We start from the raw sequence: 20682 nt of genomic DNA on the forward strand, positions 1-20682 counted from the left end.
CCCGAGCGGAGAACCGACCTGTCGACTACAAAATATACCGCGACAGGTCTTCGTCTGCAGCCAGGTCCTTGAGCTTGCCGTCGACGTAGGCCGAATCGATCTTGAGCGTTTCGCCGGCCTTGTCCGGGGCTTCGAAGGAAATTTCCTCCATCAGCCGCTCCATGACGGTGTGCAGGCGACGCGCGCCGATGTTCTCGGTGCCTTCGTTGACCTTGAACGCCATCTCGGCGATCCGGTCGACGCCGTCGGCGGTGAACTCGACGGTCACGCCTTCGACATTCATCAGTTCGCTGTACTGCTCGGTGAGCGAGCAGTGCGGCTCGGTCAGGATGCGCACGAAGTCGTTGGCCTTGAGCGCATCGAGTTCGACCCGGATCGGCAGGCGGCCCTGCAGTTCCGGAATCAGGTCCGACGGCTTGGCCACGTGGAACGCGCCCGAGGCGATGAACAGGATGTGGTCGGTGCGCACCATGCCGTACTTGGTGGAGATGGTGGAACCTTCGACCAGCGGCAGCAGGTCGCGCTGCACGCCTTCGCGGGAGACGTCGCCGCCCGAGCCGCCACCGGCGTCCGAGCGTTTGCAGACCTTGTCGATCTCGTCGATGAAGACGATGCCGCCGTTTTCCACTTCGTGGATGGCCTGGGTCTTGATCTGTTCCTCGTCGACCAGCTTGGCGGCTTCCTCGTCCACCAGCAGGCGATAGGCGTCCTTGATCTTGATCTTCTTGCGCTTGGTCTTGTCGTTGCCGCCCATGTTCTGGAACATGGATTGGAGCTGATTGGTCATCTCCTCCATGCCGGGCGGCGCCATGATTTCCACACCCTTCTGCGACTGGCGCAGGTCCAGCTCGACTTCCTTGTCGTCGAGCTTACCTTCACGCAGGCGCTTGCGGAACACCTGCCGGGTGGCGGTGGATTCGGTGGCCTGCTGATCGGATTGGGCGGCTTCGTCCCAGTTCTTCGGGCGCGGCAGCAGCGCGTCGAGCACACGCTCTTCGGCGGCGTCCTCGGCCTTGACGCGGACCTCGGTCTTGGCGGCTTCGCGCGTCATCTTGATGCCGACTTCCACCAGATCGCGGATGATCGAGTCCACTTCGCGGCCGACATAACCGACCTCGGTGAACTTGGTCGCCTCGATCTTGATGAACGGGGCATTGGCGAGTTTCGCCAGACGCCGGGCAATCTCGGTCTTGCCGACGCCGGTGGGGCCGATCATGAGGATGTTCTTGGGCGTGATCTCGCCGCGGATGGCTTCATCCAGCTGCATGCGCCGCCAGCGGTTGCGCAGCGCAATCGCGACGGCCCGCTTGGCATCGGCCTGGCCGATGATGTGGCGGTCCAGTTCGGTGACGATCTCGCGCGGCGTCATCTCGTGCCTGGGCAACGCCTTGGCTTGCTGCGCGTCGGCGGTCAGGGTTTCGGGAGCTGTATCAGGCATTGTCCAGCACCTCGACGGTGATGTGGTGGTTGGTATAGATGCAGGTGTCGGCCGCGATATGCATCGCTTTCTCGGCAATGCTGGGCGCGTCCAGATCGGTGTTTTCGGTGAGCGCACGGCCGGCCGCCAGTGCGAACGAGCCGCCGGAACCGATCGCCATGCAGGCGAATTCCGGCTCCATGACATCGCCGTTGCCGGAGATCATCAGGGTGGCGTTCTCGTCGGCAACCAGCAGCAGCGCTTCCAGACGGCGCAGCGCACGGTCGGTGCGCCAGTCCTTGGCCATGTCGACCGCGGCTTTGACGAGTTGGCCGTTGTGCTGCTGCAGCTTGCCCTCGAAACGCTCGAACAGCGTGAAGGCATCGGCGGTGCCGCCGGCAAAGCCCGCGAGCACCTTGTCTTCGTAGAGCCGGCGCACCTTGCGCGCATTGCCCTTGAACATGGTGTCGCCCATGGAGACCTGGCCGTCGCCGGCCAAGGCCACTTTGCCGTTGTGGCGCACCGCCAGAATGGTTGTGCCGTCGAATTGTTTCAAAGCGTTCACTCGCGTTGACGTCGATCTGTCACGAGTTGGGGCCGCGTGATCGGCGATTCAAGCGAGCCGCCCCGGCCGCCATTCGGCTGGCGTTCAGGCGCGCTCGTCGTCCGGGGCCTGTCCGGTCAGGCGTGCGCGCGGATGGGCGGCATCGTAAACCTTGGCCAGATGGGCGAAATCCAGATGCGTGTAGATCTGGGTGGTGGTGATATGGGCATGCCCAAGCAGTTCCTGCACCGCGCGCAGATCGGAGCTGGATTCGAGCACATGGGTCGCGAACGAGTGCCGCAGTTTATGCGGATGCAGGTGCACCGGCAGGCCATGGCGGCGTGCCCAGGCATCCATGCGCGCAGCCACGCTGGAGCGCGAGATACGCGTGCCGCGCTGCGAGACGAACAACGCGTTTTCGCCGGCCGTTGCCCAGCGTACGCGCACCGCCAACCAGCGTTCGAGCGCGGCGAGCGCGCGCGAACCCACCGGGACCGTGCGCTGGCGCGAGCCCTTGCCGAGCACGCGCGCTTCGCCGCCGGCGAGATCCACATCGTGCGCGTCCATGCCGATGACTTCGGCCAGCCGCAGCCCGGCGGAATAGAACAGTTCCAGCAGCGCGTGGTCGCGGATATGTATATCCGTTTCCGGCACCACGTCGAGCATGGCGGCGAGATCGTCGACATCGACGGTCTCCGGCAGCTTGGCGGCACGCTTGGGCGCGCGGACGTCCACCGCGGGGTTGGTGCGCGCCAGCCCTTCGCGCATCTGCCAGGCATAGAAACTGCGCAGGGTCGACGCCAGCCGGGCGAGGCTTGCGGGCTTGAGGCCGCCGCGATGGCGGGCGGCGAGCAGGTCCCGCACGTCGGCCGGGGTGACGCGGACCCAGTCGTCGATGCCGCGCTCGCCCAGCCAGGCGGCGGCGGCGGCGAGATCGCGCGCATAGGCGCTGCGCGTATGCACGGACGCGCGACGCTCGTGCGCCAGATGACCGATGAACGCGTCGACGCGCGCGGCGAGATCGCTCATGGCGCGACCGACGGCGCGCCTAGGACAGCGCTTCGTCGCCCAGCAGACGGCGCAGCGCGGCGGTGACCAGCTCGCCCATCAGTTCCAGGAACAGCGTGCCGGCATCGGGCACGAAGCGGCCGGGGTTGCGGCTGGCCAGCACGAGCGTGCCGTGTACGCCGTGCACCCCCAGCGGAATCATGGCGGCGCTGGACAGCGCCGGCACGTCGTGGGTGCGGGTGGCGAAAAGGGCTTCGGACTGCTCGTCGCTGAGCGGGCCGCAGATCGGCTTGCCGCGGCGAAAGACGTTGGTCAGCGCGCGCCCGGCGTCGCTGTTGTGATCGATCAGGTGAATTTCACCGTCGGCGATCGTATCGGTGCCTTCCAGACCGACATAGATATGATCCACGTCGAGGTGCTGTTGCAGGCAGTAGGCGAGCTCCGGCACCAGTTCGGCGGCGGATTCGGCCGCCACCAGGACCTTGGCCAGGCGGTTGAGCTGCACCACGCGCTGCTCATTGCCGCGCGCGGTCTCGATCAATTCGTTGAAGCGCGACTGCAACTGGCGGTTGCTGGCGCGCAGCGCCGTGACCTGGCGCTCGATCAGCGATACCGCGGTACCGCTGTCGTGGCGCGCGTCCAGCGCTTCGAGTACCGCCGGGTGGCGGCGCAGGAAATCCGGATGGGCTTCGAGATAGACCGCGACGTCGGCCTCGTCGAGCTCAGTGTTCGGCGTCTGTTTTTCGGCTTCGTTCATTGCGAACCATCTTCGGTGGCGTCAGGGAGCACCGGAGTGCGTCATACCGGCACCCGGTGCGGCACGGGCACGCATGGCGACCCTCGTGACCATAGTCAAGACAATACCAGCTTGCCGTCGAATACGCGCTCGGCAGGCCCGGATAAATACACAAACTCGTCGCGGCCGGCCCAATCCACTTCCAGGCGCCCGCCCGGCAGATCCACGCGTACATGCGCATCGAGATCGCCGGCCTCGATGCCGGCGATTGCGGCGGCCGCGGCCCCACTACCACAGGCCAGCGTCTCGCCGGCGCCGCGCTCGTATACGCGCAGGCGCACATGATCACGAGCGACGACCTGCATGAAACCGACGTTGACCCGCTGCACGAACGCCGGATGCGCTTCCAGCGCCGGGCCGATCAGGCCGACCTCGGCTGTCTCTACATCCTTTACGCGCAAAACCGCGTGCGGGTTGCCGACCGCGAGTGCTGCAAACGTCAACGGCCGGCCGGCGACGTTCTTGAGACGATAGCTGCGCGCCTGGTTGAAGCCGGTCAGCGGAATCCGTGCCGGCTCGAACGCCGGGATGGCCAACGCCACGCGATAGCGATGGGCGGCGGCGTCGAGGGTCTCGATCGTCATCTGGCCATCGAAGACGTCGACCGTGATCAGGGTCTTGTCGGTAAGCCCCTGCTCGCGCACATAGCGCGCGAAACAACGTGCGCCGTTGCCACACTGGCCGGATTCGCTGCCATCGGAGTTGAGAATACGGTAACCGAAATCGGCATTGGCGCGGCGCGGCGGATCGACGATCAGGATCTGATCGCAGCCGACCCCGAAATGCCGATCCGCCAGCGCGCGGGCCGCATGCACGTCGAGTGCGATGGGCGTGCGGGTGCCGTCGAGGACCACGAAATCGTTGCCCAGGCCGTGCATCTTGGTGAATGAAAGCGCCATGCTCGACCGCTCAGTTCGCGGTGGCGGCGTCTTCTGCCGCTGCGGCACCGGCTTCGTCGGAAGCCGCGTCGCTGCTGCCGTCTTCGCCGTGATCCATGCCTTTCATATCCTTCATGGAGGCATCGTCCTGACTCTGCATGCCCGGCTCCTGCGCACGCACGGTGGCGGCGACGGGGAGCTCTGCGCTCTGAGCGCCACAGGAGAGAATCAGCTCGACCTGATCGCCGGCGGCATAGGCCTGGCTGGGGGTGAACAGCATGACGTGACGGCCGCCCGGCTTGAAGTCCACGGTTTCGCCGGCCGGCACGGTGACTCTCTCCAGCGGCTGCATGCTGGCCTGGCCGTCGTCGTTGACCACGGTTTCATGCATCTCGGCGCGATCGAACTGGCTGCTGCTCACGCCGTTGACCACCACGCGGGTATCGCCGTCATTGGCGAGCGAGAAATAAGCGCCCATCACCCGGGCGCCCTGGGGCGCGACGCGCACCCACGGATCATTCACCTGGAGAGCGCCGCAATCCGGCGCTTCGGTCTCGCTGCAGGCCGCCAAACCGAGCGACATCACGCCCGCAGCCATCAGGACAGCGACGTTTCGAGATAATTTCTGCTGCATTGTCTCCCACTCCCAGGAAAATGTTATATATTAACGCTTCGGCCCAGACCCACTCGTATCGTGCGCTCGGATTCATCTTCCAATTTTACCGGCAAACTGGATAAAACCGCAGTCGCGCTGTCGGGATTGTGCCTTGTGCACTGTCTGCTGCTACCGCTTTTCATTGCCGTGTTTCCCATCCTCGGCTTTACGGTGGTCAGCCACGAGACCTTTCATCAGCTGATCCTGCTGCTGGTGATCCCGACCACGGTGATCGCACTGGGCATGGGCTATCGCCGCCACCACAGCCGTGTCGTCGCGACGCTGGGGCTGGCGGGCGTCGCCGCGCTGGTGGTCGCCGCCTTTGCGGTACACGAGCTGGGCACCGAAGCACTGGAACGCGGGGTGACCGTCGCCGGCGGGCTGTTGCTGGCGGCCGCCCATCTGCGCAATTTCCGACTCACCCGTGCCGGCCACGACCATGGCCATCATCTCGCGACGGCGGCCATGCGCAAGCGTCCGGCCGGCGAGCCATGAATACCCTATAAATAAGCCATAATAGCGGCTGAATCTCGAGGCGCTGCATGCCATGAGCCCTACTGCCCGCAATCCCATCTTCAACGCCCACGGGCACAATCACGACGCCTGCATCGCGGACGCGCTCGAGCGCGCCGACACGCGCTGCGCCGAGCGCGGCCTGCGGCTGACTGCCATCCGCCGGCGGGTGCTCGAGCTGATCTGGGAAAATCACCGGCCGACCAAGGCCTACGATCTGCTCGACGCGATCAGCGCCGAGCGCGGCAACGCGGCGCCGCCGACCGTCTACCGGGCGCTGGATTTTCTGCTCGACGCCGGGCTCGTGCACAAGATCGAATCTCTGAATGCCTTCATCGGCTGCGACGCCGGCCATGCCAGCGGATATCCGAAGTTCCTGATCTGTCGCGACTGCGAGCGCGTGGCCGAGATCGCCAGCGGCGAGATCGACGCGGCCATTGCCGCCGAGGCCAGCCGCGCCGGTTTCTCCATCGACCACGAGACCATCGAGGTCGGTGGCGTGTGCGAGGCCTGCGCACTGCAACGCGAACACTAAGGCCCGTTGCCGTTTCACAAGGCACCGCCTTGCGTGCGACGGCAGCAGAACCTGCCGCCCTGCGCGACCGCCTGTTACCAATACCTGTGAATAGTTGCGACTAATGGGGGATAACCCCTGACCCGGCCGCCGTCTAGACTGACTGCGCGTGCCTGATCGGGTGCGCCGAGGGGCCACACGCAAAGATTTTAATATGGCGCAGGACGACGAAACTTCGACGCGCAGAACCCGACTGCGAACGGCATACGGCCGATGAGCGATGCGATTCTGCAGGCGCGAGGGCTGAGCAAGAAATTTGCCGGCTTCACCGCGGTCGACAACATGGACCTCGACGTCGAGCGGGGCAGCATCCATGCCCTGATCGGCCCGAACGGGGCCGGCAAGACCACCGTGTTCAACATGTTGACGCGTTTCATCGCGTCCACGTCCGGCTCGATCGTCTACGACGGCACCGACATCACCCGGCATTCGCCGACCGCGGTCGCCAACCGCGGCATGGTCCGTTCGTTCCAGATCTCGGCAATATTCCCGCATCTGAGCGTGCTGGATAACGTGCGCGTGGCCCTGCAGCAGCATCTGGGCCTGTCCTATCACTTCTGGCGTTCCTCCAGGGTGCTGGAGTCGCTCAACGACCGCGCCATGGCGCTGCTCGAGGAAGTGGGCCTGGCCGAGTTCGCCGATGTGATCAGCGTGGAACTGGCCTATGGCCGCAAGCGCGCCCTGGAGATCGCCACCACGCTGGCGCTCGATCCGCGCCTGATGCTGCTCGACGAACCGACCCAGGGCATGAGTTCGGAGGACGTCGGCAAGGTAACGGCCCTGATCCAGCAGGTGTCGGCCAAACGCACCATTCTCATGGTCGAACACAACCTGAAGGTGGTCGAGTCGCTCGCCGACAAGATCACGGTGCTCAACCGCGGCGAGATCCTGGCCGAAGGCCCGTACGCCGAGGTGTCACGCGATCCGGCCGTCAGACAGGCCTATATGGGAACCGAGGATGTCTGAACTGCTGCGCATCGAGAATCTCAACGCCTGGTACGGCGAGTCGCACATCCTGCACGGCGTGAACCTGTCGGTGAACCGGGGCGAAGTGGTGACCCTGCTCGGGCGCAACGGCGCCGGCCGTACCACCACGCTCAAGTCGATCCTCGGCCTGGTGGACAAGCGCACCGGCTCGATCCAGGTCGACGGCAAGGAAATCATCAAGCAGCCGACCCACAAGATCGCGCGCCTGGGCATGCTCGGCTACTGCCCGGAAGAGCGCGGCATCTTCTCGCGGCTGAACGTGGACGAGAACCTGAACCTGCCGCCGCGCCTGAGCGACGACGGCATGAGCGTCGACGAAATCTATTCGATGTTCCCGAATCTGGCCGAACGCCGGCGCAGCCTGGGCACGCAGCTGTCCGGCGGCGAACAGCAAATGCTGGCCATGGCCCGCGTGCTGCGTACCGGCGCCAAGCTGCTGCTGCTGGATGAAATTACCGAAGGTCTGGCGCCGGTGATCGTGCAGGCACTGGGCAACACCATCCGCCAGATCAAGGAACGCGGCCTGACCATCGTGCTGGTGGAACAGAACTTTCATTTCGCCGCGCCGCTGGCCGACCGCCACTACATCATCGAACACGGCGAGGTGGCGGAAGTCATCGAGGCGTCGGAAGCCAAGGCCAAGAAGGAACGCATCAACCAGTTTCTGAGCGTATGAGCCGATTAGCGCATATCCAAGGGTGGCATCAAACAGGGGATCGAAAATGAACAAAGCACTACTGACAGCAGCCTGCGCGGCCGGCGTCATGGCCTTTTCCGGCGCCCAAGCCGCCGACCCGGCCTCCAACGGCAGCGTCAAGATCGGCGTGCTGAGCGACATGTCCGGTGTCTACAAGGCCATCGAAGGCCCCGGCGCGGTTACCGCGGCGAAGATGGCGGCCGAGGACTTCGGCGGCAAGGTGCTCGGCGCGCCGATCGAGATCGTGTCGGCCGATCACCAGAACAAGGCCGACGTGGCCTCCTCGGTGGCGCGCAAGTGGATCGATCGCGACCACGTCGACATGCTCGTGGGCATGGACAACTCGGCGGTCGGCCTGGCCGTGCAGGGTCTGGCGTCGGAGAAGAACACGATCACCATCAACACCGGCGCGGGCTCTTCCGAGCTGACCGAGAGCCAGTGTTCCAAGTACGGCATCCACTACGTCTACGACACCTATGCCCTGCCGGTAGGCACGGCCACGGCCATGGTCAAGAACGGTGGCAAGAAATGGTTCTTCATCACCGCCGACTATGCCTTCGGTCATTCCCTGCGTGACAACACCTCGCGCGTGGTCGAGGATCTCGGCGGCGAAGTGCTGGGCAGCATCGAGGCCCCGCTGAGCACGACCGACTTCTCGTCCTACCTGCTGCAGGCCAGCGGCTCGGGCGCCGACGTGATCGGGCTGGCCAACGCCGGCGGCGATACCGTGAATTCGATCAAGCAGGCCAACTCCTTCGGTATCGTCGAGCGCGGCCAGAAGCTGGCCGGCATGCTGGTCTTTCTGACCGATATCAAGGCGCTCGGCCTGGATACGGCCAAGGGCCTGGAGTTCACCACCGCCTTCTACTGGGATCGCAACGACGAATCGCGCAAGTGGTCGCAGCGCTTCTTCGAAAAGCATGGCGCCATGCCGACCATGGTCCAGGCCGGCGTGTACTCGGGCGTCACCCACTACCTGGAAGCGATCAAGGCCGCGGGCAGCGACGACGCCAAGGCGGTGCGCGCCGAACTGGGTAACATGACCCTCAACGATTTCTTCGTGCAGAACGGCAAGATCGAAGCCAACGGCCTGATGTCGCACGACATGTATCTGGCCCAGGTCAAGACTCCGGACGAGTCCAAGAGCGACTGGGACCTGCTGAATATCGTCAGCACGATCCCGGCCGAAAAAGCCTACATCGCGCAGTCGGACAGCGCCTGCCCGCTGCTCAAGTAACAGTCGAGCGAATAGCCGAATGACGACGACAGGACGCATAACACCATGAGTCTCAACGCAATCCTTGCGCAGACCATGCTGGGGCTGAGCACCGGCGTGTTCTACGCCATGCTCAGCCTGGGCCTCGCAATCATTTTCGGCCTGCTGAATGTGATCAACTTCGCCCACGGCGCGCTCTATATGCTGGGCGCGTTCGTGGCGTTGATCGGCTATTCGTATCTCGGGCCGTGGCTGGGCTTCGAGGACTACCACATGGGCTTCTGGACCGCGCTTATCGTGGCGCCCCTGGTAGTCGGCGGTTTCGGCATGCTCATCGAGCGTTTCCTGCTGCGTCGTCTCTATGCCTTCGATCATATCTACGGTCTGCTGCTGACCTTCGGCATCGCCCTGATTCTGCAGGGCATTCTGTCCAACTATTTCAATATCTCGGGCACCGCCTACCCGGCCCAGCCGGATGTGCTCAACGGCATTGTCAATCTCGGCTTCATGTATTTTCCGAAGTACCGGCTGTTCGCGATCGTGTTCTCGATCGTGGTGTGCCTCGCCACCTGGTTCGTGATCGAACGCACCACGCTGGGCGCGGTGCTGCGTGCCGGCGTGGAGAACCCCAAGCTGGTGGAGGCCTTCGGCATCAACGTGCCGCGCATGGTGACCCTGACCTTCGGCTTCGGCGTGGCCCTGGCCGCGCTGGCGGGCGTGCTCGCCGCACCCATCTACTCGGTGAGTCCGCTGATGGGCGCCGATCTGATCATCACCGTATTCGCGGTGGTGGTGATCGGCGGCATGGGTTCGATCCTGGGTGCGATCGTCACCGGCCTGGGGCTGGGGCTGGTCCAGGGCCTGACCCAGGCGCTCTATCCGCCGGCCGCCAATACCGTCATCTTTTTCATCATGGTCGTGGTTCTGCTGATCCGGCCGGCCGGCCTGTTCGGCAAGGAAGCCTGAAGCGATGCGACACATCACGATGAACGGGGTCTTCTGGGTATTGCTGATCGGCGTCGGCCTGGCCGCGCCCTATCTCGTCTATCCGGTGTTCGCGATGAAGCTGCTGTGCTTCGCGCTGTTCGCCTGTGCCTTCAATCTGCTGCTGGGCTATACCGGCCTGCTGTCCTTCGGCCATGCCGCGTTCTTCGGCGGCGCGGCCTACATCACCGGCCATGTGATCAAGGTCATGCACATGGACCCGCTGATCGGCATCCTCGCCGGCACTCTGTTCGCGATGGTGCTGGGGGCGATCTTCGGCGCGCTGGCGATCCGCCGGCAGGGCATCTATTTCGCCATGATCACGCTGGCGCTGGCGCAGATCATCTTCTTTCTTGCGCTCAAGCTGCCGTTCACCGGCGGCGAGAACGGCCTGCAGGGTATTCCCCGCGGCCATATGCTCGGCTTCATCGATCTCAACGACCCCGTGGCGATCTACTACGTGGTGTTCGCCATCTTCATGATCGGTTTCCTGATTATCTATCGCACCATCCATTCGCCATTCGGCCAGATTCTGACCGCGATCCGCGAGAACGAGCCGCGTGCGCGTTCGCTGGGCTACAACGTCGAACGCTTCAAGCTGATCGCGTTCGTCATCTCGGCGACGCTGGCCGGCACGGCGGGCGCGACCAAGTCGATCATCTTCCAGTTCGCATCGCTCACCGACGTGCACTGGCAGATGTCGGGCGAGGTGGTGCTGATGACGCTGCTCGGCGGCATGGGCACGCTGTTCGGCCCGGTGGCCGGCGCCGCCGTGGTGATCACCATGCAGGACGAACTGGCCTCCTTCGGCTCCTGGGTGCAGGTCGCGATCGGCGCAATCTTCGTCGTCTGCGTGCTCATCTTCCGGCGCGGCTTCGTGGGCGAGCTGGCCCGGCTGCTCAAGGCCAAGTCGTCGTAGCGGGTCGCAACGCGTTGCCGCGGAGCCATTCATAACGCTCGATGCTGGGCCTTCAGCCGGCAACGGAGTTGTTCGCTCCTGATGCTGCTCACTTAAGTCTTGTGCAGGCACCCAGCATTTTGGGAATCCGGTTTTCAGTTGATGAGAACCGGATTAATCTGTCTCGAGAGTAAACGCTTGTTTTCAAGAGGACGACACCCGGGCACGGCGCCACCCTCACGCTCCGCTACAGTCTGTATTCAATCCCTCGGCGCTGCGCTGAGCAGCACAGCCGGGAAGGGACAAAAGCAGCTGGATGTTCGAGCGCAAAGAGTTTCCGGCTGCTCCCGTCCTGGCGGGCAGCGCAAGGGATCGGCGCGAAGCGCCGACGCAGTGCAGGGTGCCTATGAATAACAAGACACCCATGTGGGCAAGCCAATATAAACAGCTCGCGTAACAGCGCGGAATCCCAGGCCCGATCAAAGTGAAAACGCTACCGGGCACAACGCAACCGGCTTACCGCGAATGAGCCATAACCAAGGCTAGCCGGGCCTGAGAGATGGTAGGGAACACGTTATTCCATCTCTCGACCAGCCGCACTGCTCAAGTGAGCAAAGCGCTACCGTTCGCGTCGACTTTTTCCCGTCATTGCTGTCCACATTAAACCGCGGATCTGCGCTTTTTCCAGCAGAAGAAGACGCGCACGAACTGCGCTAACACACCGTTTGCCCGGTACTGCCCGACACCCGCCACAGGAACCGAATCGGCCATTCACAGCGGCCTAGACCTTCAACTCGGGAAAATCGGCTTCGTTGTAAGCATGCGCCCCGTGCTCGTCACCGGCGGCATGGGCCCGCAGTTCCACCCGGCGGATCTTGCCGGAGATGGTCTTGGGTAGTTCCGCGAACTCCAGCTCGCGGATGCGGGCATAAGGCGCCAGCCGCTCCCGTGAGAAGGCGAACAGGGCCTTGGCGGTGTCGCGCGACGGCTCGAAGCCGCGGCGCAGCACGACATAGGCCTTGGGCACGGTGAGCTTCAGCTCATCGGGCGAAGGCACCACCGCGGCTTCGGCGACCGACTCGTGCTCGATGAGAATCGACTCCAGTTCGAACGGGCTGATGCGGTAGTCCGACGACTTGAACACGTCGTCGGCGCGGCCGACGTACCAGAAATAACCGTCCTCATCGCGGCTGGCCACGTCGCCGGTGCGGTAGTAGCCGTCACGCATGGCCGCGGCCATGCGCTCGGGATCGTCGCGGTATTCCTGCATCAGACCGAGCGGACGGACGTCGCGCACATCGATGGCGATCTCGCCCTCGTCGTGCTCCTGATCGAACGGGTCGAGCAGTGCGATGCGATAGCCCGGCAGCGGCCGCCCCATGGAGCCGGATTTCATCAGCTGCCCGGGCGGGTTGCCGATCTGGGCGGTGGTCTCGGTCTGGCCGTAGCCGTCGCGAATCTTGAGCCCCCAGAGTTTCTCGACACGGGAGATGACTTCCGGATTGAGCGGCTCGCCGGCACCGACCAGGCTGCGCAGCTTGACGTCGTAAGCGCCCAGATCTTCCTGAATCAGCAGCCGCCAGACGGTGGGCGGCGCGCACAGGCTGGTCACGCCCTTGTCGGCGATGACCTTGAGCGCGTCCGGCGCGGAGAAGCGCGCGGTGCGATAGACGAACACCGTGCAGCCCGCGTCCCAGGGCGCGAACAGATTGCTCCACGCATGCTTGGCCCAGCCCGGCGAGCTGATGTTGAAATGGACATCGTCGGGCTGCAGGCCGAGCCAGTACATGGTCGACAACGAGCCCACCGGATAACTCTGATGGGTATGCAGAACCAGTTTCGGCTTGGACGTGGTGCCCGAGGTGAAATACAGCAGCATCGGGTCGGTGGCGTGGGTGACGCTGTCCGGCTCGAACTCGGTCTCGGCGTCGTAGGCCTCGCTGAAGACGGCCCAGTCGCCGACCGGGTCGCCGACCACGATACGGGTGAGCCCGCCGGCCACGCCCTCGAACTTGGCGACGTGTTCCTCGGCGGCGAGAATATGGGTGACACCGCCGCGCCCGAGCCGGTCGCCGAGGTCCTTCTGCGACAGCAGCGTGGTCGCCGGGATGACCACCGCGCCCAGCTTGATGGCGGCGAGCATGGTTTCCCACAGCGCGGGCACGTTGTCGAGCATCACCAGCAGCGTGTCGCGCCGTTGCAGCCCCTGGGCGCGCAGAAAATTGGCGACCTGATTGGAGCGCTGGCGCATCTGCTCGAAACTGCAGCGGTATTCGCTGCCGTCTTCGTCGACCAGCCACAGCGCGGTCTTGTCGTTGTCGGCGGCGTAGTCGTCGAACCAGTCCAGCGCCCAGTTGAACGTGTCCAGCTCGGGCCAGCGGAAATCCTCATAGGCACGGGTATAGTCTTCGCGCCGCTCGAGCAGCATCTGCCGAGCTGCCTTGAATGCTTGTATGGATTGCATGCCCTCTACTCCCGATGACGCGCGCCGTGGTCCCCCCGGACCGGCGCGCAGTGGTTCTTGTCGTTGTCTGTGCGTTCGGGCCGTTCAGGTCCCGCCGCTGTCCGCGGCCTGGCCGTGCAGCAGTTCCAGAATGCTGGAGAAATCACGCCCGCCCGAGCCCGCGCGGCTGTGCATGGAATACAGGCTACGCGCCATCGAGCCCAGCGGCGTGGAGACGCCGTTCTTGAGGCTCGAATCCATCGCCAGACCCAGATCCTTGAGCATGAGGTCCACGCCAAAGCCCGGTTTGTAGCCGTTGGATGCCGGCGCGGTATCCATGACCCCGGGATAGGGGTTGTAGACGTTGAGCGCCCAGTTGCCGCCGGAGGCGTTCTTCATGATCTCCGAGATCACGGTCGGATCCAGGCCGTTGGCCACGGCCAGGTTGATGGCCTCCGAGGTGCCGGTCATGAGAATGCCGAGCAGCATGTTGTTGCACATCTTGCCGACCTGGCCGGCGCCGGCTTCGCCGGCATGAAAGACCGCCTTGCCCATGACGTCGAGCAGCGGCCGGGCGCGTTCAAGACCCGCGGACTCGCCGCCGACCATGAACGTCAGACCGCCGGCCTTGGCGCCGTTGACGCCGCCGGACACGGGCGCATCGAGCATCGTCAGGCCGCGTTCTGCGGCCTTGCCGGCGACCAGGCGCGCGGTTTCGGCGTCGATGGTGCTGCAGTCGATGAGCAGCGTGTCGTCGCCGGCCGCGGCGAGAATACCGTCACCAGCGTCGTTCTCGCCCAGATACAGACCACGCACATGGGCACCCGCGGGCAGCATCGTGAATACGATCTCGGCCTCGGCGACCGCGTCGACGGCGCTGTCGGCCTTGCGGGCGCCCTGCTCGACCGCGTCGGCCATCGCCGCCTCGACGCGGTCGAACACGGTCAGCGTATAGCCGGCGGCGATCAGATTGGCGGCCATGGGCGCGCCCATGTTGCCCAGGCCAATGAATGCAACGTTGCCGCTCATGTCAGTCTCCTCTCGACTCAATCATCGATTCACGTAGATCGGCCAGCGGATGCCGGCCTTCGTAATCCGCCGGCAGCGCGAAATGCGCGCTCACCTGGGCGTCGGTCACTTCAGCCAGGCGTGCCGGCGTCCAGCTCGGCTGCTTGTCCTTGTCCACGAGCAGGGCACGAATGCCCTCGGCCAGATCGGGCCGGCGCGTGCAGGCCACGGCGCTGGCATAGTCCTGCTGCAGCACCTGCTCGATCGACAGACGCGGGTCGCGCGCGAGCTGGCGATGCACGACGGCCAGCGACAGCGGCGATGCGTTGGCAATCGCCTTGGCGCCGTGGGCGAAGAATTCGTCGGTGTCGGCCGCGGCCTGCAGACGGTCGATGAAGGTCTGCACGTCCGGCGCATCGGTGAGCGCCGCGATGGCGCGCTGACGGGCGAACAGCGCGGACTGTTCGCACAGCGACGCGGCCGAGTCGGTGTCCTCGAAACGGCGCAGCGCGTCGGCGAGCAGGCTATCGTTGTCGGCACGCGTCGCCTGCCAATCGATCTCGGTGAGGGCATCGAAAACAGCGTCGCGCATGGCGGATTCGAGCAGGTAGTCGCCCATGTTCAGCCACAGCGCGTCGCCGGCCTTCATCGGCGTCGTGGTCAGGCCCAGAAACAGGCCGATACGCGCGGGCATGCGCCCGAGAAACCAGCTCGCGCCGACGTCCGGAAACAGCCCGATCGTGACTTCTGGCATGGCGATACGGCTGGCTTCGGTGACCACCCGATGACTGGCGCCGGCCATGATGCCGAGCCCGCCGCCCATGACAATGCCATGGCCCCAGCACAACACCGGCTTGGGGAAACGGTGGATCGTGTGATCGAGCCGATATTCGGCCGCGAAGAAGCCCTCGGCCTCGGCGCTGGGCGCACCGTCGGCGGCGCGCATGGCCTGATACAGGCCGATGACGTCACCGCCGGCACAGAAGGCCTTGTCGCCGCTGCCGAAGAGCACCACGCAGGCGACATCGTCACGTTGCGCCCAGGCCTCGAGCCGGGGCTGGAGCGCATCGATCATCGCCTTGGACAGCGAGTTGAGCGCGCGCTCCGCGTTCAGACGTGCGAAGGCGACGACGCGCCCGCCGCCGGCCGCGCGTTCCTCGAATATGATCGCGTCGTCGTCTTTGGCCATGGACTACTTCCAGACCGGGTCGCGTTTTTCCAGAAACGCGTTGACGCCTTCTTTGGGCTCATCGCTCTCGAACAGCATCGAAAACGCCTCGATTTCGCGCGCATGACCGGTTTCCAGCGCCTGATGGCGGGCACCGTCGATCAGCCGCTTGCTGGCCGCGACCGCCTTCGGGCTCTGCCGGGCCAGCTTGTCGGCCAACCCGAGAGCGGTGTCGTAGGCATCGCCCTTGGGCACCACCTCCTCGACCAGCCGGATACGCAGGGCGGTGTCGGCATCGACCTGTTCGCCGCACAGAATCATGCGCTTGGCCCAACCTTCGCCGACCAGCCACGGCAGACGCTGGGTGCCGCCGCCGCAGGGCAGCAGGCCGACCCGGGCTTCGGGCAGCCCCAGCAGCGCGTGCTGTTCGCAGATACGAATATCGCAGGCGAGGGCGAATTCCAGGCCCGCGCCCAGACAATAGCCGTTGATGGCGGCGACGGTCAGGCCGCGAAAACGCGCCAGGCGGGCCGCGGCGGCGGCCAGCAGACGGCCGAGTTCGCGCGCGCCGGCCCGGTCGGCATTGACGAACATGTGCAGATCGTCGCCGGCGGAAAAGAACGCGTCACCCGCGCCGGTGACCACGATCGCGTCGATGTTGCGGTCCTGTTCGAGGCGCGCGAGCTGGCTGTCGAGCGCGGCCAGCGCGGTAACGGAAAAGGTGTTGGCCGGCGGGCAGTCCAGTATCAGCACGGCTACGCGGCCGACGATCTCGATTCTCGGTTCGCTATCACTCATCGCAGTCGATCTCCGTTGTCGTCCGCCAGCACCCGTCGGGCGATGATCAGACGCATGATTTCGTTTGTCCCTTCCAGAATCTGGTGCACGCGTACGTCACGCACATGACGTTCGAGCGGATATTCGCGGATATAACCGTAACCGCCGTGGATCTGCAGGGCCGCGTTGCAGATGTCGAAACACAGATCCGTGGCCAGGCGCTTGGCCATGGCACAGAATGCGGTGGCTTCGGCATGGCCGTTGTCGAGCCGGCTGGCGGCCAGCCAGACCATCTGACGTGAGGCGATCAGCTCGGTGGCCATATCCGCCAGCTTGAACTGCAGCGCCTGGAATTCGCCCAGCTTGCGACCGAACTGTTCGCGTTCGCCCAGGTAGCGCCGGCTGGCGTCGAGCGCGGCCTGGGCGGTGCCCAGTGAGCAGGCCGCGATATTGATACGCCCGCCGTCGAGGCCTTTCATGGCGATCATGAACCCCTGGCCTTCCTCGCCCAGCCGATTCGCCGCCGGCACGCGCGCGCCGTCGAAGGTGATGGTGCGCGTGGCCTGACTGTTCCAGCCCATCTTGGGCTCCTTGCGCCCGTAGCTCACGCCCGGCGTGTCCGCCGCCACCGCGAAAGTACTGATGCCGCCCGGCCCGGCCTTGCCGGTGCGCGCCATCACCACCAGCACGTCGGTATCACCCGCGCCCGATATGAAGCACTTGCTGCCGTCGAGCACGTAGTCGTCGCCGTCACGCACGGCCCGGGTCTTGAGCGAGCCGGCGTCGGAGCCGGCGCCGGGTTCGGTCAGGCAATAGGAGGCCAGCTTCTCGCCGGCCGCGAGCTGTGCGCACCACTGATCACGCACGGCGTCACCGCCGAAAGTGGCAATCATCCAGGTGGCCATGTTGTGGATGCTGATATACGCCGCCGTGGACGTGCAGCCACCGGCCAGGGCTTCGAAGATCATCGCGCTGTCGAGCCGGGCCAGCCCCAGCCCGCCCTGCGCTTCCGGCGTATAGAGCCCACAGAAGCCGAGCTCGCCAGCCTGCCCGATCACGTCGCGCGGAAAGATCGACTCGGCGTCCCATTCGGCCGCCCTGGGCGCGAGCGACTCACGCGCAAACGCCTGGGCGGCGTCGCGCATGGCGGACTGGGTTTCGTCGAGTTCGAAATTCATTGCCTGTCCGTCTTTTTCCGTCAATCTATTGCCGACCTGCCGTTTTCACCCGCCTCACTTCATGCTGATGGTCATGTTCGGCCCTTCCGGCACGTCGGTTTCGGGCCAGCGGCTGAGCACGGTCTTGGTTTCGGTATAGAAACGCACGGCCTGTTTGCCGTAGGCGTGCAGATCGCCGAAGAACGAGCGTTTGGAACCGGTGAAGGAGAAATACGGCGCCGGCACCGGAATCGGCAGGTTGATGCCGACCTGGCCGACTTCCGTCTCGTACTGATACTTGCGCGCTGCCGCGCCCGACCTGGTATAGATCGACGTGCCGTTGCCGTAGGGGCTGGAATTGACCAGTTCGATCGCGTCTTCCAGCGTGTCCACGTGCATCACGCACAGCGCGGGGCCGAAGATCTCCTCGGAATAGATCTTCATGTCGACGGTGACGTTGTCGAACAACGTCGGCCCGATCCAGTTGCCGTCCGGATAACCCTCGACGGTACAGTCGGAGCCGTCGAGCACCACGTCGGCGCCCTCGGCGGCCGCGCCCTGGATCAGCTCGCGCACGCGATCGCGTGATTTGCGATTGATCAGCGGGCCGTAGGCGGCGCCGTCGTCGCCGGGCGCGCCGGGGCGAATGCCGGCGAGTGCGGTCTTGATGTCATCGACCCAGTCGCGCGTGGCTTCGCCCACCAGCACCGCCACCGAGATGGCCATGCAGCGTTGGCCGGCGGCGCCGCAGGAGGAGCCGACCAGGCTGGAGACGACCTGCTCCTTGTCGGCGTCGGGCATGACCACCATGTGATTCTTGGCGCCGGCCATCGCCTGTACCCGCTTGAGGTTGTGCGTGCCGCGACGATAGACGTGCTCGGCCACCGGCACCGAACCCACGAACGACACCGCCTTGATGTCGGGATGATCGAGCAGGAAATCGACCTGGCGCTTGTCGCCGTGGAGAACCTGCAGCAGCCCCTTGGGGAAACCGGCCTCGGCGAACAGCTCGGTAAGCATGGTCGGGGTCAGCGGATCCTGCTCGGAGGGTTTGAGGATGAAGGCGTTGCCGCAGACCACCGCCAGCGGATACATCCACAGCGGAATCATGGCCGGAAAATTGAACGGGGTGATGCCGGCACACACGCCGATCGGGTGTACATAGCTGTGGGTGTCGATATTGCGGGCCACGTTCTCGACCGTCTCGCCCATCATGTGGGTGGTCATGCCGCAGCCGTGCTCGACGACCTCGATGCCCCGAAAGACGTCGCCCATGGCATCGGCGAAGGTCTTGCCGGTTTCCTCGGAGAGCACTTTCGCGATCTCTTCCTGGTGTTCCTTGAGCAGGGCCTGGTACTTGAACAGATAGCGCACGCGCTCGATCGTGGGCACGTCGCGCCATTCGACGAACGCCGCCTTGGCCGATTCCACCGCCCGCTGCATCTCGGCCTCGGTCGCCACCGGCACCTGCGCGATGACCGCCTGGGTGGCCGGGTTGTTCAGCTCGATGAAATCGCTGGTCTCGCTGTCGACAAAGACGCCGTCGATGAACAACGGCACCTTGCCGGTGCTGCGGATACGCTCGATCTGATTTTCACTCATGGATCCCTACTCTCTGGCTCGAAGACACGTGCATCACGCGTAATGGAAGAATACAAAAAACACGCGCCCGGCCGCCGCGAACGACGTGCCGGGCGCGCCGGGCCGCAGTTACTGCGTCAGTTCACAGGTCGAATCGGCCAGCGACGGATACGCCTGGTCGCCCGGAATCGTGCGCTCCAGCGTGACCAGATCCCAGGTGCTCTCGGACTCGTCGGCCTTCTTGGCCTTGAGCAGATACATATCGTGCTCCAGCAGGCCGTCGTCGCGAATCTGGCCGCCCTTGGCGAAGAAGTCGTCGATCGGCTTGTTGCCGATCGCCTTGCGCACGGCATCGCTCTCGTCGGTGCCGGCGGCCTTGACCGCGTTCAGATACGCCGTCGTCGCCGAGTAGAGCGCGGCATGCGGGAACGTCGGCGTGGTGCCGCCATTGGCCAGATATTTCTTGGTCCACTTGCGCGAGGCGTCGTCGCCGTCCCAGTACCAGCCGGAGGTGAACTGCAGCCCTGCGGCCGTATCCAGGCCCAGGCTCTTGATATCGGACAACAGCACCAGCATGCCGGCGAGTTGCTGGCCGCCGGCGACGATGCCGAACTCGTTGGCCTGCTTGACCGCGTTGATGGTGTCGGTGCCGGCATTGGCCAGGCCGATCACCTGCGCGCCCGAGCCCTGCGCCTGCAGCAGATAGGACGAGAAGTCATTGGTGTTCAACGGCGCACGCACCGAGCCGACGACGCTGCCGCCGAGCTTCTTGACCACGTCGCTGGTATTGCTCTCCAGCGCCTGCCCGAAGGCGTAGTCGGCGGTGATGAAGAACCATTTCTTGCCGCCATTCTTGACGATGGCGGTGGCGGTGCCGACCGGCAGCGCATGGGTGTCGTAGCCGTAGTGGATGCCATAGGGGGTGCAGGCCTCATTGGTCAGCCCCGAGGTGGCGGCGCCCGTGTTGATCGTGATCACGCCCTTGTTGGAGGCCAGCTGCTGCACGGCCAGGCCGACCGCGCTGTTGGTCAGATCCATGATCACGTCGACGTGCTCGCGGTCGATCCACTCGCGTGATTTCGCCGACGCGATATCGGCCTTGTTCTGATGGTCCGCGGAAATGACCTTGACCGGTTTGCCCAGCACCTCGCCGCCGAAATCGTCGACGGCCATCTGCACCGCCGCGACCGCGCCCTTGCCCGAGAAGCCGGTCGAATACACACCGGACATGTCGCCCATGACCCCGATCTTGACTGCGCCGTCTGCATTGCCTGCCGCGTTGGCTCCCGCACCTGCGAGCAGCAGACTGCCGATGGCTAGCGATACGGCCGAACGCCGTACGATGGAATTGATCATCCTCGTTCCCTTTTTCGTTGTGTCA

At 64.8% G+C, this 20682-nt stretch carries 20 protein-coding genes; 7 read left to right on the top strand and 13 right to left on the bottom strand.

The window, feature by feature from the left end:
• Nucleotides 1-25: 25 nt before the first annotated feature.
• The 6 genes from hslU to ACFOSU_RS06530 form a co-directional block, all read right to left on the bottom strand.
• Nucleotides 26-1369 carry an ATP-dependent protease ATPase subunit HslU gene (gene hslU, locus ACFOSU_RS06505; RefSeq protein WP_380689192.1) on the bottom strand — a complete coding sequence of 448 codons (1344 nt, stop codon included), beginning with the start codon at nucleotides 1367-1369 and terminating at the stop codon, nucleotides 26-28.
• Between the two features lie 61 nt (nucleotides 1370-1430).
• Nucleotides 1431-1973, bottom strand: a complete 543-nt coding sequence (hslV, locus tag ACFOSU_RS06510) for an ATP-dependent protease subunit HslV (protein ID WP_380687665.1) — start codon at nucleotides 1971-1973, stop codon at nucleotides 1431-1433.
• Nucleotides 1974-2066: 93 nt separating this feature from the next.
• A complete protein-coding gene (xerC, locus tag ACFOSU_RS06515; protein ID WP_380687667.1) occupies nucleotides 2067-2990 on the bottom strand; it encodes a tyrosine recombinase XerC in 924 nt (307 codons plus the stop codon).
• 19 nt (nucleotides 2991-3009) lie between these two features.
• Nucleotides 3010-3726 carry a DUF484 family protein gene (locus tag ACFOSU_RS06520; RefSeq protein ID WP_380687669.1) on the bottom strand — a complete coding sequence of 239 codons (717 nt, stop codon included), beginning with the start codon at nucleotides 3724-3726 and terminating at the stop codon, nucleotides 3010-3012.
• 95 nt (nucleotides 3727-3821) lie between these two features.
• Nucleotides 3822-4664, bottom strand: coding sequence for a diaminopimelate epimerase (dapF, locus tag ACFOSU_RS06525; RefSeq protein WP_380687671.1), 843 nt, complete (start codon nucleotides 4662-4664; stop codon nucleotides 3822-3824).
• Nucleotides 4665-4674: 10 nt separating this feature from the next.
• On the bottom strand, nucleotides 4675-5277 hold the full coding sequence (locus ACFOSU_RS06530) for a copper chaperone PCu(A)C (protein WP_380687673.1): 603 nt from the start codon (nucleotides 5275-5277) through the stop codon (nucleotides 4675-4677).
• A gap of 60 nt (nucleotides 5278-5337) precedes the next feature.
• On the opposite strand from ACFOSU_RS06530, the gene ACFOSU_RS06535 reads away from it, so the two are divergent.
• From ACFOSU_RS06535 to ACFOSU_RS06565, 7 genes are all read left to right on the top strand, one after another.
• Nucleotides 5338-5793 (top strand): MerC domain-containing protein, encoded by a 456-nt coding sequence (locus ACFOSU_RS06535; protein ID WP_380687675.1) that lies wholly within the window; start codon nucleotides 5338-5340, stop codon nucleotides 5791-5793.
• Between the two features lie 52 nt (nucleotides 5794-5845).
• A complete protein-coding gene (locus ACFOSU_RS06540) occupies nucleotides 5846-6346 on the top strand; it encodes a Fur family transcriptional regulator (protein WP_380687677.1) in 501 nt (166 codons plus the stop codon).
• Between the two features lie 252 nt (nucleotides 6347-6598).
• The gene (locus tag ACFOSU_RS06545) at nucleotides 6599-7351 is read left to right on the top strand and encodes an ABC transporter ATP-binding protein (protein ID WP_380687679.1); all 753 of its coding nucleotides are present in this window, start codon (nucleotides 6599-6601) and stop codon (nucleotides 7349-7351) included.
• Nucleotides 7344-8048 (top strand): ABC transporter ATP-binding protein, encoded by a 705-nt coding sequence (locus tag ACFOSU_RS06550; RefSeq protein WP_380687681.1) that lies wholly within the window; start codon nucleotides 7344-7346, stop codon nucleotides 8046-8048. The genes ACFOSU_RS06545 and ACFOSU_RS06550 overlap by 8 nt, the downstream gene beginning before the upstream one ends.
• 46 nt (nucleotides 8049-8094) lie before the next feature.
• Nucleotides 8095-9306: an ABC transporter substrate-binding protein gene (locus tag ACFOSU_RS06555; protein WP_380687683.1), complete on the top strand. Its 1212-nt coding sequence runs from the start codon at nucleotides 8095-8097 to the stop codon at nucleotides 9304-9306.
• A gap of 45 nt (nucleotides 9307-9351) precedes the next feature.
• On the top strand, nucleotides 9352-10251 hold the full coding sequence (locus tag ACFOSU_RS06560; protein ID WP_380687686.1) for a branched-chain amino acid ABC transporter permease: 900 nt from the start codon (nucleotides 9352-9354) through the stop codon (nucleotides 10249-10251).
• Nucleotides 10252-10270: 19 nt separating this feature from the next.
• On the top strand, nucleotides 10271-11188 hold the full coding sequence (locus ACFOSU_RS06565) for a branched-chain amino acid ABC transporter permease (protein WP_380689194.1): 918 nt from the start codon (nucleotides 10271-10273) through the stop codon (nucleotides 11186-11188).
• A 760-nt stretch (nucleotides 11189-11948) separates the two neighbouring features.
• Here the strand turns inward: ACFOSU_RS06565 and ACFOSU_RS06570 are convergent.
• The 7 genes from ACFOSU_RS06570 to ACFOSU_RS06600 all read right to left on the bottom strand — a co-directional run bounded on the left by ACFOSU_RS06570 (nucleotide 11949) and on the right by ACFOSU_RS06600 (nucleotide 20657).
• Nucleotides 11949-13631 (bottom strand): AMP-binding protein, encoded by a 1683-nt coding sequence (locus tag ACFOSU_RS06570; protein ID WP_380687688.1) that lies wholly within the window; start codon nucleotides 13629-13631, stop codon nucleotides 11949-11951.
• An 84-nt stretch (nucleotides 13632-13715) separates the two neighbouring features.
• Nucleotides 13716-14639 (bottom strand): 3-hydroxyisobutyrate dehydrogenase, encoded by a 924-nt coding sequence (gene mmsB / locus ACFOSU_RS06575; RefSeq protein WP_380687690.1) that lies wholly within the window; start codon nucleotides 14637-14639, stop codon nucleotides 13716-13718.
• 1 nt (nucleotide 14640) lies between these two features.
• Complete coding sequence (locus ACFOSU_RS06580; RefSeq protein WP_380687692.1) at nucleotides 14641-15807, bottom strand: enoyl-CoA hydratase/isomerase family protein; 1167 nt, start codon at nucleotides 15805-15807, stop codon at nucleotides 14641-14643.
• A 3-nt stretch (nucleotides 15808-15810) separates the two neighbouring features.
• Nucleotides 15811-16584 carry an enoyl-CoA hydratase gene (locus ACFOSU_RS06585; RefSeq protein ID WP_380687694.1) on the bottom strand — a complete coding sequence of 258 codons (774 nt, stop codon included), beginning with the start codon at nucleotides 16582-16584 and terminating at the stop codon, nucleotides 15811-15813.
• Nucleotides 16581-17741 carry an acyl-CoA dehydrogenase family protein gene (locus ACFOSU_RS06590; protein ID WP_380687696.1) on the bottom strand — a complete coding sequence of 387 codons (1161 nt, stop codon included), beginning with the start codon at nucleotides 17739-17741 and terminating at the stop codon, nucleotides 16581-16583. The genes ACFOSU_RS06585 and ACFOSU_RS06590 overlap by 4 nt, the downstream gene beginning before the upstream one ends.
• A 54-nt stretch (nucleotides 17742-17795) precedes the next feature.
• Entirely contained in the window at nucleotides 17796-19322 is a 1527-nt protein-coding gene (locus ACFOSU_RS06595) for a CoA-acylating methylmalonate-semialdehyde dehydrogenase (RefSeq protein ID WP_380687698.1), read from the bottom strand.
• Between the two features lie 108 nt (nucleotides 19323-19430).
• Entirely contained in the window at nucleotides 19431-20657 is a 1227-nt protein-coding gene (locus tag ACFOSU_RS06600) for an ABC transporter substrate-binding protein (RefSeq protein ID WP_380687700.1), read from the bottom strand.
• Nucleotides 20658-20682: the final 25 nt, after the last annotated feature.

This window comes from Salinisphaera aquimarina (genome assembly GCF_042643355.1).
In the GTDB taxonomy this organism is placed as follows: Bacteria; Pseudomonadota; Gammaproteobacteria; order Nevskiales; family Salinisphaeraceae; genus Salinisphaera; species Salinisphaera aquimarina.

What these genes read in the sequence shown, in the direction of transcription:
- hslU (WP_380689192.1), bottom strand. Translation starts at nt 1,369, where the DNA reads ATGACGCCGCGCGAGATCGTCACCGAACTGGACCGCCACATCATCGGC.
- xerC (WP_380687667.1), bottom strand. Translation starts at nt 2,990, where the DNA reads ATGAGCGATCTCGCCGCGCGCGTCGACGCGTTCATCGGTCATCTGGCG.
- ACFOSU_RS06520 (WP_380687669.1), bottom strand. Translation starts at nt 3,726, where the DNA reads ATGAACGAAGCCGAAAAACAGACGCCGAACACTGAGCTCGACGAGGCC.
- dapF (WP_380687671.1), bottom strand. Translation starts at nt 4,664, where the DNA reads ATGGCGCTTTCATTCACCAAGATGCACGGCCTGGGCAACGATTTCGTG.
- ACFOSU_RS06530 (WP_380687673.1), bottom strand. Translation starts at nt 5,277, where the DNA reads ATGCAGCAGAAATTATCTCGAAACGTCGCTGTCCTGATGGCTGCGGGC.
- ACFOSU_RS06540 (WP_380687677.1), top strand. Translation starts at nt 5,846, where the DNA reads ATGAGCCCTACTGCCCGCAATCCCATCTTCAACGCCCACGGGCACAAT.
- ACFOSU_RS06545 (WP_380687679.1), top strand. Translation starts at nt 6,599, where the DNA reads ATGAGCGATGCGATTCTGCAGGCGCGAGGGCTGAGCAAGAAATTTGCC.
- ACFOSU_RS06550 (WP_380687681.1), top strand. Translation starts at nt 7,344, where the DNA reads ATGTCTGAACTGCTGCGCATCGAGAATCTCAACGCCTGGTACGGCGAG.
- ACFOSU_RS06555 (WP_380687683.1), top strand. Translation starts at nt 8,095, where the DNA reads ATGAACAAAGCACTACTGACAGCAGCCTGCGCGGCCGGCGTCATGGCC.
- ACFOSU_RS06560 (WP_380687686.1), top strand. Translation starts at nt 9,352, where the DNA reads ATGAGTCTCAACGCAATCCTTGCGCAGACCATGCTGGGGCTGAGCACC.
- ACFOSU_RS06565 (WP_380689194.1), top strand. Translation starts at nt 10,271, where the DNA reads ATGAACGGGGTCTTCTGGGTATTGCTGATCGGCGTCGGCCTGGCCGCG.
- ACFOSU_RS06570 (WP_380687688.1), bottom strand. Translation starts at nt 13,631, where the DNA reads ATGCAATCCATACAAGCATTCAAGGCAGCTCGGCAGATGCTGCTCGAG.
- mmsB (WP_380687690.1), bottom strand. Translation starts at nt 14,639, where the DNA reads ATGAGCGGCAACGTTGCATTCATTGGCCTGGGCAACATGGGCGCGCCC.
- ACFOSU_RS06580 (WP_380687692.1), bottom strand. Translation starts at nt 15,807, where the DNA reads ATGGCCAAAGACGACGACGCGATCATATTCGAGGAACGCGCGGCCGGC.
- ACFOSU_RS06585 (WP_380687694.1), bottom strand. Translation starts at nt 16,584, where the DNA reads ATGAGTGATAGCGAACCGAGAATCGAGATCGTCGGCCGCGTAGCCGTG.
- ACFOSU_RS06590 (WP_380687696.1), bottom strand. Translation starts at nt 17,741, where the DNA reads ATGAATTTCGAACTCGACGAAACCCAGTCCGCCATGCGCGACGCCGCC.
- ACFOSU_RS06595 (WP_380687698.1), bottom strand. Translation starts at nt 19,322, where the DNA reads ATGAGTGAAAATCAGATCGAGCGTATCCGCAGCACCGGCAAGGTGCCG.
- ACFOSU_RS06600 (WP_380687700.1), bottom strand. Translation starts at nt 20,657, where the DNA reads ATGATCAATTCCATCGTACGGCGTTCGGCCGTATCGCTAGCCATCGGC.